Annotated in this window: 10 protein-coding genes; 3 read left to right on the top strand and 7 right to left on the bottom strand. The window is 29.3% G+C overall.

Going from position 1 to position 12,416, the window contains the following annotated elements; all coding sequences use genetic code 11:
* Positions 1–98 precede the first annotated feature (98 nt).
* Both mazG and NAB20_RS13585 read left to right on the top strand, forming a co-directional pair.
* Complete coding sequence (gene mazG / locus NAB20_RS13590; protein WP_105196603.1) at positions 99–875, top strand: nucleoside triphosphate pyrophosphohydrolase; 777 nt, start codon at positions 99–101, stop codon at positions 873–875.
* 81 nt (positions 876–956) lie between these two features.
* The gene (locus NAB20_RS13585; RefSeq protein WP_105196602.1) at positions 957–1,670 is read left to right on the top strand and encodes a hypothetical protein; all 714 of its coding nucleotides are present in this window, start codon (positions 957–959) and stop codon (positions 1,668–1,670) included.
* A 406-nt stretch (positions 1,671–2,076) separates the two neighbouring features.
* Here NAB20_RS13585 and NAB20_RS13580 read toward each other — a convergent pair whose 3' ends face one another.
* The 5 genes from NAB20_RS13580 to NAB20_RS13560 form a co-directional block, all read right to left on the bottom strand.
* The gene (locus NAB20_RS13580; protein ID WP_105196601.1) at positions 2,077–2,766 is read right to left on the bottom strand and encodes an MBL fold metallo-hydrolase; all 690 of its coding nucleotides are present in this window, start codon (positions 2,764–2,766) and stop codon (positions 2,077–2,079) included.
* A gap of 89 nt (positions 2,767–2,855) precedes the next feature.
* Positions 2,856–3,452, bottom strand: a complete 597-nt coding sequence (locus NAB20_RS13575; protein WP_105196600.1) for a Crp/Fnr family transcriptional regulator — start codon at positions 3,450–3,452, stop codon at positions 2,856–2,858.
* 7 nt (positions 3,453–3,459) lie between these two features.
* The gene (locus NAB20_RS13570) at positions 3,460–5,463 is read right to left on the bottom strand and encodes a cytochrome c biogenesis protein CcdA (protein ID WP_375605252.1); all 2,004 of its coding nucleotides are present in this window, start codon (positions 5,461–5,463) and stop codon (positions 3,460–3,462) included.
* Positions 5,460–6,767: a tRNA lysidine(34) synthetase TilS gene (tilS, locus tag NAB20_RS13565; RefSeq protein ID WP_105196598.1), complete on the bottom strand. Its 1,308-nt coding sequence runs from the start codon at positions 6,765–6,767 to the stop codon at positions 5,460–5,462. The genes NAB20_RS13570 and tilS overlap by 4 nt, the downstream gene beginning before the upstream one ends.
* A gap of 237 nt (positions 6,768–7,004) precedes the next feature.
* Positions 7,005–8,291, bottom strand: a complete 1,287-nt coding sequence (locus NAB20_RS13560; RefSeq protein WP_105196597.1) for an anthranilate synthase component I family protein — start codon at positions 8,289–8,291, stop codon at positions 7,005–7,007.
* A 400-nt stretch (positions 8,292–8,691) separates the two neighbouring features.
* Here NAB20_RS13560 and NAB20_RS13555 point away from each other — a divergent pair, with 400 nt between their 5' ends.
* Positions 8,692–9,996, top strand: a complete 1,305-nt coding sequence (locus NAB20_RS13555) for an NAD(P)/FAD-dependent oxidoreductase (protein WP_088393069.1) — start codon at positions 8,692–8,694, stop codon at positions 9,994–9,996.
* A 287-nt stretch (positions 9,997–10,283) separates the two neighbouring features.
* Here NAB20_RS13555 and NAB20_RS13550 read toward each other — a convergent pair whose 3' ends face one another.
* Complete coding sequence (locus NAB20_RS13550; protein WP_088393071.1) at positions 10,284–10,706, bottom strand: DoxX family protein; 423 nt, start codon at positions 10,704–10,706, stop codon at positions 10,284–10,286.
* 58 nt (positions 10,707–10,764) lie between these two features.
* Positions 10,765–12,396, bottom strand: a complete 1,632-nt coding sequence (locus tag NAB20_RS13545; protein ID WP_235877668.1) for a M1 family metallopeptidase — start codon at positions 12,394–12,396, stop codon at positions 10,765–10,767.
* Positions 12,397–12,416: the final 20 nt, after the last annotated feature.

Below are 12,416 nucleotides of genomic sequence, written 5' to 3'. Positions count from 1 at the left end.
TCAGTTTTAATTTTAACAAAAATATAAGTCCTGTATTTGATCTACAAATGCAGGATTTTTTGTTATTTAGTAAACCTATTATTTTATAAAAAAACGATATGAATACACGTTCAGAACAACTACAAGCTTTTAATCGTTTATTGGATATTATGGATGAACTTAGAGAAAAATGTCCATGGGATAAAAAACAAACATTAGAAAGCTTGCGTCATTTGACTATAGAAGAAACGTATGAATTAGGAGAGGCTATATTAGATAATGATTTAAATGAAATTAAAAATGAACTAGGTGATTTATTACTTCATATCGTTTTTTATTCTAAAATAGGAAGCGAAACCAATCATTTTGATATAGCAGATGTAACGAATGCTATTTGTGACAAACTAATTCATAGACATCCTCATATTTATGGAAACGTACAAGTAGCAAATGAAGAAGAAGTAAAAAAAAATTGGGAAAAACTTAAATTAGAAGAAGGAAAAAAATCAGTTTTAGAAGGAGTTCCTAAATCATTACCCGCTATGGTAAAAGCCAGTAGAATACAAGATAAGGTAAAAGGAGTTGGTTTTGATTGGGAAGAACCACATCAAGTATGGAACAAAGTACAAGAAGAATTGCAAGAACTACAAGAGGAAATAGAAAAAAAGAACCAAGATAAAATAGAAGCAGAGTTTGGAGATGTTATCTTTTCAATGGTTAATTATGCACGATTTTTGAATGTAAATCCTGAAGATGCACTAGAAAGAACGAATAAAAAATTTATTAAACGCTTTACTTATTTAGAGCAAAAAGCGCAATCATTAGGTAAAAACCTTTCAGATATGACATTAAGAGAAATGGATGTTTTTTGGGAAGAAGCCAAACAGCTACCTTAATAAAATAGCTTAAAAAGTATAATTTTCAAAAGTATAATTTTCAAAAGTATAATTTTCAAAAAGAATAATTTTGACCTCCTTATGATGCGATATCAAATCTTTATAATTATAATTTTTTTATCTTTCAAGTTGCAAGCACAGCATGATGGTAAACGATTGCCTTCTCTTAAAATACCAAGAATAGATATTCCTGAACCGAATAAGAATAGAGGACAAGAAGAAATGGCACCACAATATTCGCTGAATAAACCTTTTGAACCAAAACTATTTAAAGTTCCGCCTAAAAAATACGATCCACCTAAAATGGATAAAGAAATGGAAATGCTTGGAGGCGGGAGTGATTTAGATTTAGGAAAGCAATATGCAGAAAAAATGAATAATAAATTAAATCCTCAAATTAAAGAAGGCGTACTAGATCCGAAAGAATTTAGAAAGCATCAATATTTTGGCGATTTTACTATAGATTCAGAAACAATCACTTTAAATTATCGTGATTTTGGAGAAATTGATGGAGATCAGGTTCGTGTTTGGGTAAATGGTAAAAGCGTGACCGATTATTTAGAATTAGAAGGATTTAGAAAAAAAATTATAATTTATCTAGTAGAAGGTATTAATCATATAGAAATAGAAGCTTTAAACGAAGGTGTTTTTACACCCAATACAGGCGAATTTTTGTTTACAGATGCTCAATCAAAAATTATTATGGGAGATAAATGGGGATTGGCTACAGGTTTTAAAGCAAAATTTAACATCTTAAGAGTTTCTAATAATAGTAAAACAATAGAGAAAAAATAGTCCTATTGTTTTACTATTTATATCGTAAATATTAACTCCAGATTCTGTATTAGACCTCGTTTAGAAGCAATTTTTTCAATAAATTAAAAGGTTCTCGGAAAACTTAAATCCAAATTACGCATTAGAGATTTTCAAAAAACACATCTAGAATTAGCAAAAAAATAATCCCTTTTATTTCAGTAAATTATAAAATTTATTTTTTCTAATGCGTAATTCTATCTAACTCAGCTAAAATTGTTCTATACGAGATAATATGGTGTTTGATCATTGAGCTTCCATTTGGAAGCCTTTTTACATTTTAGCCAAAATTTGGAAGGCGATAAATTCACGATTTTAAACTACTAAAGTTGAAGATTTTGGGTGAAAATTGAAACTAATTTACGTTCGGTGAGTTTTTTAGGAGTCCCTAAATAGATAAATGTCTTTCAAATTCCTTTGTTACAAATTTTTCAAATTCTTTATTGTGATTATAGAGTACAGAACCATGTCCGAAACACAAAATACGAGGATTAAGTTCTGCTATTCTTTTTAGAGAATTGAGATTTTCTTTAGGCTTAGCAGTAAATAAGGAAGGAGGTAAATGTAATCCTGTTTTTGTTGTAATTAAATTCATATTAGTAGCTATATCGCCAGCAATCAAAACCCCATCTTTTTCTCTAAAAAAGACTATATGACCCTCAGAGTGACCTGGTGTTTCGATTACTTTAAATTCTCCTAGAGTGTCTCCTTCTTGAAGTGTTTTATTTACTTTTATCCCTTTTCCAGCCCAGAATTTTTGTTGTAATAGCGAAATAATATTTTGAGGAGAAGGATAATCTTTGGTTACCAATCCAGACTCAACTCTTGGTACTTCCTTAGCATGACAATATAGCGGGATATTCAATGTGTCACAAATTAATTGAGAGGCACCTTGATGATCTGGATGTGCGTGTGTTAAAGCATGGGCATGAATAGGTATTTTTTTAGTTGCCTTTTTAATTTTTAAAAAAGAACTTTTTATACCAGCATCTATTAAAATACCTTCTATAAAGTAGCAATTTACACTATTTCTAGGTAATAGAGGAATATGAAATACATCAGGTGCTATTTTTTTCATTGTGTAAACTTTTAATATTTTTTAAAAAAATCTATTATTTTATACAACAAAAATAGAAAAGGGATGAATAGTAAAATAAGACATTTGTCTTATTCTTTTTGATAAAAATCATGCTTAGCTCTATTTAATGTACGTGTAGTAATACCTATAAAAGAAGCAATATCTTCTGTTTTAGCCCGGCCAAGAAGGAATGGATAAAATTTAATGAGATTGTGAAATTTTAAATTGGCGGATTGATGATGGAATAATTGTAAAAAACGCTCTTTTTCTAGATATTCTTTTTGTATTATATGTTGCGTAACTTTTTGCCAATTAGGATTTTTTTGAATAAGAAGATTTAAGTTTTGAGAAGTAATGGTAAGTAATAAGCTATCTTCTACTGCTTGTATGTTTTTTGTAGCAAGCGTTTTATTTTGAAAACTATTTAAGATCGTTATAAAATCATTTTCGATACCAAAGCAATAAATATTTTCCTTACCTTCAATGTCTATTGAATAAGCTTTAACCATTCCTTTGACAATAAAACCCAAAAGTAAACAAGGTTGGTTTTGTTGGATAAAAAAATCAGATTTTTTTAGATTCCTAATATTAAAAAAAGAAGATCCCCAATTAATTTCATCTTCACTTAAAAAAGAGAGTGATTTTAAATACTCCTTTAAATGATTTTCTATTAATTGGGGATTCATAATGATATTATTTGAAATTTTTAATACCGTTTTCTAACCAAGATTTATATTCATCAATACCTGTAAAACCAATTGGTTTAGATAAATCATTTCCATCTGAATCTAGAACTACATAAAGCGGTTGGGAATTACTTTTGTATCTGGTAATTTGAAAATCACTCCATTTATTACCAATTGTTACAATTTCTTTACCTGTAGCTTTTGAAATGTATTGTTGTTCTTTTGGTAATTCAATTTTTCTATCACATACTAAAGAAACAACTACAACTTTTTCTTTTAAGATAGACAATACTTCAGAATTAGACCATACATTATCTTCCATTTTTCTACAATTAGCACAAGCATCTCCTGTAAAATCTAAAAGAACAGGTTTGTTAACTTGTTTTGCGTATGCTAAACCTATTTCATAATCATCAAAAGTAATGATATTATGTGGACCATAATGGGCGTGTTCTGGTAGTTCTGATTTTGTATTAGAGGTAGAAGAACCCACTCCATTTGTACTTTCGGCATAATTTAAAGGAGGTGTTAATCCACTTAAAATTTTAAGAGGAGCTCCCCATAATCCAGGAATCATATAAAAAGTAAATGAAGTAACTACAATAGCCATTATGAGTCTTCCAATACCAATTTTGTCAGCTTTTTCATAGTCATGCGGAAGCATATATTTTCCAAATAAGTATAAAGCCCAAGCGCCAAAAATAGCAATCCAAATAGCTAGAAATAATTCTCTTTCTAATAGATGTTTTTGTAATACTAGATCTGCATTAGATAAAAATTTAAAAGCAAAAGCTAATTCTAAAAAGCCTAAAGAAACTTTTACGGTATTTAACCATCCTCCTGATTTAGGTAAGGTATTTAACCATCCAGGGAACATAGCAAAAAGCATAAAGGGAAGTGCAATAGCTAAGGAAAAACCAAACATACCAATAATAGGAGCTATTCCTCCTTTTGTTGCAGACTCTACTAATAAGGTTCCGACAATAGGACCTGTACAAGAAAAAGAAACAACAGCAAGTGCTAAGGCCATGAATACAATTCCTAATATTCCTCCTTTATCCGCTTGTGAATCTAATTTTGTAGCCCAAGAGCTAGGCAAAACAATTTCAAATGCTCCTAAAAATGAAAGAGCAAATACAATTAATAAACCGAAGAATATTAAATTAAACCAAACACTTGTTGATAATTCATTTAAGGCTTCAGCACCAAAAAGACCGGTTATTAGTGAGCCTAAGATGACATAAATAACGATGATAGATAATCCGTATAAAATAGCATTTCTTATACCCTCTGCTTTTGTTTTGCTTTGTTTTGTAAAAAAACTTACCGTCATTGGTATCATCGGAAAGATACAAGGCATTAATAGAGCAGCAAATCCACCTAAAAATGCTAATAAGAAGATAGTCCAAAGACTTTTGTCTTGTTCTTCATTTTTTGTATTCGAATCGTTTTTTATATCAATATTTACAGGTTTGTTTTCTTTTGTAATTAAAGGAACAGCAATTACTTTTGAAGTAGTATCTTTTTTAGCTTCTTCGTTATTAGCTACTTCTTCTGGAGTACTTGTTAGGGGTAATTGAATATCAAATGTTTTGTCTTGTTGTATACAAGCTTCTTTACATACTTGATATTCAACGTATACTTTTATATTACTGTTTTTGGGATTTGTAAGTTTTATTGTTTGTTTGAATTGTGCTTTATTTTCAAATAAATATTCATCTACCTCAAAAACCTCGCTATACACTTTTTTGTAAGTACTTTCAGAAGTTTTACCAACTAATAGGTAGTTTCCTTTTGCATTTTTAAAGGAAAAAATGGTTGGTAATGAGCCTCCATCAGGTGTAAATTGAGAAAAAAGATGCCAATGAGGCTCTATTTTTGCATCAAAAGTAATGGTAAATTCAGTTTCTGACTTTTTTTGTACACTCGTTTTCCAACTTACTGGATTTAGTATTTGACTATGAACTCCTAAGGAGCTTAAAAAAAATAAAAAGGCTAATAATTTTTTCATTTTGTGAAAATTATGTTTACTATATTCTTTGTTTCGGAATGGGCTATGAAACGATTATCTGCTCTATGATTGATGATCCAAACAATTCTATTGTCCGAAAGTAAAAGCCAAGTGTTTTCTTTATCAATTAATGAAAATTTTTCATCTTTAAAGTATTTACTCACTTTTTTTTTACCATTCATTCCAGAAGGGTAAAAATAATCACCTTCTTGCCATTTTCTAATTTTTAAAGGAAACTTTAACGTTTCCCTATCTACAAAAATAGAAGATTTTGTAGGTATTGTATTGTAACCTGAGTTACAAAAACGCAATTTTATTGGGTTTACAATGTAATCAGTTTCATTAGAAATAAGGAACTCTAAAGTTGAGGGTGTTTGTTTTGCAGTTAGTATAAGAATATTTCTATCTTTTATTAATCGGTAATGATCGGACAAAATTTGTTTACCCGATTGATTTTCTACTAAATCATAAATAGCACCCCAATCTTGAAATTCGTATAATTTGAGCCATTCGTATAAATAAGCCTTATAGTTAGATAAAGATTGTAATTTTAAAATATCAAAATAAATATTATTTTCCTTTTTAATGGCTATTTTATCGAATTCCTTTTTAATAGAATCATTTGCTAAAGATTCTGTTTGATGTAAATTTTTAAGCGTATTCTGAAAAGAACCTAATAGATTTGTATTTAATTCCTTTAGGATTGGAACAACATGATGCCTGATTTTATTTCGGAAATATTTGTCGGAAGCATTACTTGCATCTTCTCTCCATTGAATTTTATTTTCTGTTGCGTATTTTTCAATTTCTTCACGAGAAAAAATTAATAAAGGACGTACAATTTTGTCGTTTATTTCAGGAATTCCTGTTAGTCCTTCAATACCTGTTCCACGGGTAAAATTGATTAAAAATGTTTCTAATGAATCATCTAAATGATGCGCGGTTAGTAAATAATCAAATCCTTGCGTGTTTAATAATTCATAAAACCAATTATAGCGTAATTCACGTGCTGCTTGTTGAATAGAGAGTTTATTGTCGTTCGCATATATTTGCGTTTCAAAATTTTTAATAAAACTTTTAATTTTTAATTTTTGACTCTTAAATTTTACAAATTCTTCGTCCTTATTACTTTCATCACCTCTTAATTGGAAATTACAATGTGCAATAGCTATTTGTAAGTTTAACTTTGAAAATAAATCTAATAAAACAATACTATCAATGCCACCGCTAACAGCTAAAAGTAAATGTTTACCATTTAAAAAGGAAAGATTTTGATGAATATGATTGCGTAATTGTGTCAGCATCTTGTAAAATTAACTTTATTTGTAATAAAAAGGAGTTTTCATAGGATTGAAATTATTTAAAAAATCCAAACTAAGATGTAAATACCTTTTTTAAGTTTCGTTGGATCCGATACAGAAATAAGAAAGTAATATAATTCATTGTTTAATGATAAAAATTATAAAGGTGAATGTAATTTAAGAATGAGATATGAAACTTAAAAATATTTTTTATCTAATTTTTTGGAATAATCTTGTGTCTCAGCTTAATACCTCACGCATGGCTTTAGCCTTTAATAAACATTCTTCATATTCTTGTTCAGGGTCAGATAATGCGGTAATAGCACTGCCTACAGAAAAAGAAAGATACTGATTGTCAGAATTGTATAAAATACTACGAATAACCACATTAAAATCAAAATTACCAGAAGGAGTAAAGTAGCCTACAGCTCCACTGTACAAACCTCTTTTAGTTTCTTCTAATTCCTCTATAATTTGCATAGCTGAAATTTTAGGAGCACCCGTCATACTTCCCATAGGGAAAGTAGTTTTTATGATGTCAACTGGATTAGTTGTGCTTTTTACTTCAGAAACAACTGTTGATATCATTTGGTGTACTTGTTTAAAAGAATAAATGGTACATAATTCTTCTACTTGTACAGAGCCCTTTATAGCTGTTTGAGCTAAATCATTTCGAACTAAATCTACTATCATAATATTTTCAGACCGTTCTTTAGGATTTTGTTCTAATTCAGTTTTAGAATTTGTATCTAAAATGAGATCTTCAAATCGTTTAGAAGTTCCTTTAATAGGTTGGCTGATGACTTTTTGATTTTCTTTCCTTATATAACGCTCAGGAGAAGCAGATAGTAAATAATGGATATGATTTTTAAAAAAACAAGCAAAAGGCGGTTTCGAAATTTTATTTAATTCTTGAAAAACTTGTGAAGGAATGATTTTACCGTTTTCAGCATAAAATTCCATACAAAAGTTAGCTTCATAGAGATCGCCTCTATGGATATGAGTCAACATTTGATTCACTTTTTTTATATAATGCTCCCTTGAAATACGTTGTTGGATTATAATTTCAGATTTTTGAGTTTCGTTTTTCGTTTTTCGTTTTTCTAAAATTTCTTCAAGATCGGAATCAATTTCATCATCACACATATTTAAATAAGCAATTTCTAGTTCGTTCCCTTTTAAGAAAAATATTTTTTTAGGCTGAAAAAAAAATAAATCGGAAAAGTTTAATCCATCATGATTTTTAGAATCTAGCGATTCAATATCATTTTTTAGGTCGTAAGCTAAGTAACCAAATAGCCAATCATTGGTTTGTTGTTGATATTGTTTTAAATCATCAAAAGCATTAATATAATCTGTTTTTAGGGAAGTAAAAGCATCTACAGCAACAATTAAGTCATAAGAACTATATTGTTGTGGATAGTCATTGCTTTTTAGATAAGCTACTTCACGGAAATTTTCTGCCCAGTATAATAGTTTTTTTTTGATCGTTATAGGATCAATATTTATTTTTTTTGTGACTCTCAAAATATTTTTTTTTAAGAGGCTAAAATATTACATACTTTACAAAATAGAAAATAAGTGAGCTTTAAAAAGTTATTAGAGTACGTAAAAAGTAGATTATTCCAGATTATGGGACAGACTTTTTGAAGAAAAAGAAAAAGGAAAGAAGATAAAAGGATAATAAATTTTTATTGCAGATGTATTTTCCTGTAATTAGGACAAAATATGAGGTACTTTTTTAGATTCAAAGTTGTTTTAAAAGTGTAATTTGAGATTATAGAAGCGTTTTAATTTTTTTAATTGGAGGCAGAAAAATCATTTTTGGAGTCAATTGAAAAAGTTTAAATCACTTTATAGTAATAATAATTTTTTTATGGAGATATTTCTTAATTTTAAAACTTTAAAACGTCAAGTCCTTTAACTAATGAATATTCCACAAAGTTCAAAAAAAAGAGTTGTTATAATTGGAGGTGGTTTTGCTGGTATTGCTTTAGCCAAGAAACTAAAAAATAAAAAATTTCAAGTTGTACTGATTGATAAGCATAATCATCATACATTCCAACCTTTATTGTATCAGGTTGCTACAGGAGGATTAGAAGCAGGTTCCATAGCATATCCTATCCGTAAAGTTATTCAAGGATGTTCAGATTTTTATTTTAGATTAACTACCGTAAAAGAGATTGATACTAAACATCAAAAAGTTTTATCAGAAATAGGGGATATACATTATGATTATTTAGTTATTGCTACTGGATCTAAAACCAATTATTTTGAAAATAAGGAAATAGAACGCAATTCAATGTCCATGAAAACCATTCCACAGTCACTTAATATTCGTAGTTTAATTCTTGAAAATTTTGAAGAAGCTGTTTTAACAAAGGATGAAACTGAAAGGAATGCTTTGATGAATTTTGTTTTAGTAGGGGGAGGACCTACAGGTGTTGAGTTAGCGGGAGCTTTAGCTGAGATGAAAAAAGCAATTTTTCAAAAAGATTATCCAGATTTAGATGTACAAAAGATGCAAATTCATTTGATACAAAGTGGTGATAGAATTTTGAATACTATGACGGAAAAATCATCAGTAGCGTCTGAAAAATTTTTGAAAGAATTAGGGGTTAAAATCTGGAAAAATGTACGTGTAACGAATTATGATGGGCGAACGATTACTACAAATACAGATCTTGTTTTAGATGCAGGTACTGTTATTTGGACGGCAGGGGTTCAAGGAGCTTGTATACATGGTTTGCCCGAAGAATCTGTTGTCAAAGGAGTGAAACGAATAAGAGTGAATGAGTTTAATCAAGTAAAAGGATTTGAAAATATTTTTGCCATAGGAGACATTGCTTCTGTGGAAAATGAACTGTATCCACAAGGACATCCTATGATGGCACAACCTGCCATACAACAAGGAAATTTATTAGCAGATAATCTACTTAATTTACAACAAAATAAATCTATGAAAGCTTTTGTGTATGATGATAAAGGCTCTATGGCAACTATTGGTAGGAATTTAGCTGTTGTAGACTTGCCTAAATACCATTTTAATGGTGTTTTTGCTTGGTTTGTATGGATGTTTGTGCACTTGTTTTCATTGATTGGATTTAAAAATAAAGCGGTTGTTTTTTTAAATTGGGTTTATAATTACATCCGTTTTGATCGAGAAGGACGTTTAATTATTCGTCCTTACAAAAAGAAAAGTTTTATTACATTTACTAGTGATGAGATTTAGTAAATTGTGGCTTAAGTTTAATTTTTTAAACTTAAGCCATTTTTATATGAACTAATTTAGGACTAATTACTTTTTTAGAGTATGTAAAGAGATAGTGTCCTTTTTTTACTCGGATTACGTATTAAAAATCTATTTCACTTTATTTTTCTTCCAATTTAAGCACGTACTCCAATTTTATTCATCGTAATAGTTGACTATTTCATCTTCTAAATTTTCTGTGACTACTTGAATTTATTGAAAAATTTTGTTTCACAACGAAGTCTAATGCGGAATCTGGGTTTAAGTTATCATTGTCCCATTTTAAAATAATAATCAGCGGAGTGCTTACCACTTCCATAAAAAAGAAAGAAAGTACAAATAGATAATAAGAGAAAAGACAAAATCAGATTTGTATAATTCATTTCATCAATAAAGTTTACCAAGAATGCGCCTATTAATATAGGAACTTGTGCCATTATTGACCAGCGAGTTAACAATCCAAACACAATCATAATTCCACCGACTATATGAGCAGCCATAACATAATGCACAATTAACATCCCGCCACCAAAATTTTTAATCGGTTCTGTTAATTGCGTGTAATAAACGGTATTTGTCATAAAAGAAACACCTTTCATAAATAAAAAAACACCTATAAAAATTCTCAATAAATCTAATGAGTAATAAGTGTGTGCATTTGCCCACTTATTCAAATTTTTTACAGTTCCCATAGCTATAAATTTAAATATTTTAAGCTAATATACTAAAAATCAATGTATTGTTTTGTTTTTATGGAGTGTATTTTATGTAAAATGATTTTTTATTAGGTTTAATATCATTTATTTCTTTTATATGAAAAGGTATTAATTTCCAATTATTGGAAACAAGCATTGTGTATTTTTGATTTTTAATAAACAATTCTATTGGCATTTCAAAATTAGGTTCTTCGGTAACCCATCTAATTTCAAATTTTTCTTCTTTTTTTTGAATTTCTAAAACAGGAATTGTTACGTACTTTAGATACTGATTGAATATAGGCGTTAAATTCATTTTTGATTCGTTATTAAAAAAATCAATAACCGTTTTCCCTTCAATAATTTGTTTTTTATATTTTGTAGAGAACTTTAATAAAATATCCCACCATTTGTCTTTACCTATAACATGGCGGAGTGTATTTAACATGTTAGCACCTTTGTAGTACATATCGCCACTCCCTTCCTTATTTACGCCAAAAGAACCTATTATAGGGCGATCATGCGCTATATTTATGCGCAGGCCTTCACAATAATCAAGTGCTTTTTCATATCCATATAAACACTCTATAAAAGCTACTTCTGAATACATAGTAAAGGCTTCGTGTATCCACATATCAGCTATGTCCTTGCTGGTTATACTATTGCCAAACCATTCATGTCCTGTTTCATGTATTGTTATGTAGTCAAATAAAAGACCAATACCAGTTCCTGATAAATCCCTCCCTTGATATCCTTTTTTATATTTGTTTCCGTATGCTATTGCACTTTGGTGTTCCATTCCTAAGTAAGGAGTTTCTACTAATTTGTAACTGTCTTCTTTAAAAGGATATGGACCAAATTTTGATTGAAAACAATCTAGCATAGGTTTTACTTCTTCAAAGTGTTTTCGTGCTTTTGTTTCATTATTTCGAAGTACATAATATTTTAGGTCTAAGCCTTTATGATAATCTTCAATTAAAACATAATCTCCAATATTAACAGTGATATCATAAGTGTTAATAGGATTTTTAACTTCCCAATCCCAGCGAGTATACCCATTTTTTAGATCTTCACTTCCAATGAATCGTCCATTAGATACATTCATTAATCCGTTTGGAACAGCTACTTTAATAGATATACCTAGGTCTGGTTCATCACTTTGTGAATCTTTTACAGGATACCAAGAACTGGCTCCAAATCCTTGACAACTAACGGCTACCCAAGGTTTGTGGTTAGGATCTTGGGTAAAAGTAAAGCCTCCATCCCAAGGAGCTCTTTTAGCAAGAGTAGGATTTCCTGAATAGTAAAACTTAATTTTATGAATACTTCCTTTTGAAAGTGTATTAGGGAAATGAATGAAAGTAGCTATTTCATCCCGTGTATAATGAAGCCTTTGATTATGATAAAGAATACTATCTATTTTCATATTTTCAAATAAATCAATTTGAATTTTTGATGTATTATTTACTACTTTAAAAGTAATATCATTATAACCTATTATTAATTTTTTATCAATATTAATGTTGATGTTTAGATCATAACGTTGTACATCAAAACAGATGCGTTCTGTTCGTAATCCTCCTTGTAAAGAGTCACGATGAGTATATTGCTCTTTGGCTACAGTTAACTGTGCGGATATAGGTTGAATTTTTAAAAAAAGGAATAAAAATAAAATGTATTTTCTCATAATAAAAAAATCTACCGCGT

The organism is Flavobacterium davisii (assembly GCF_042182265.1).
GTDB lineage: Bacteria > Bacteroidota > Bacteroidia > Flavobacteriales > Flavobacteriaceae > Flavobacterium > Flavobacterium davisii.
Note: the sequence above shows the minus strand (reverse complement) of the source record. Positions and strands in the feature narration are given on the sequence as shown.

What these genes read in the sequence shown, in the direction of transcription:
- NAB20_RS13575 (WP_105196600.1), bottom strand. Translation starts at nt 3,452, where the DNA reads ATGAATCCCCAATTAATAGAAAATCATTTAAAGGAGTATTTAAAATCA.
- tilS (WP_105196598.1), bottom strand. Translation starts at nt 6,767, where the DNA reads ATGCTGACACAATTACGCAATCATATTCATCAAAATCTTTCCTTTTTA.
- NAB20_RS13545 (WP_235877668.1), bottom strand. Translation starts at nt 12,396, where the DNA reads ATGAGAAAATACATTTTATTTTTATTCCTTTTTTTAAAAATTCAACCT.
- NAB20_RS13570 (WP_375605252.1), bottom strand. Translation starts at nt 5,463, where the DNA reads ATGAAAAAATTATTAGCCTTTTTATTTTTTTTAAGCTCCTTAGGAGTT.
- NAB20_RS13550 (WP_088393071.1), bottom strand. Translation starts at nt 10,706, where the DNA reads ATGGGAACTGTAAAAAATTTGAATAAGTGGGCAAATGCACACACTTAT.
- mazG (WP_105196603.1), top strand. Translation starts at nt 99, where the DNA reads ATGAATACACGTTCAGAACAACTACAAGCTTTTAATCGTTTATTGGAT.
- NAB20_RS13555 (WP_088393069.1), top strand. Translation starts at nt 8,692, where the DNA reads ATGAATATTCCACAAAGTTCAAAAAAAAGAGTTGTTATAATTGGAGGT.
- NAB20_RS13580 (WP_105196601.1), bottom strand. Translation starts at nt 2,766, where the DNA reads ATGAAAAAAATAGCACCTGATGTATTTCATATTCCTCTATTACCTAGA.
- NAB20_RS13585 (WP_105196602.1), top strand. Translation starts at nt 957, where the DNA reads ATGATGCGATATCAAATCTTTATAATTATAATTTTTTTATCTTTCAAG.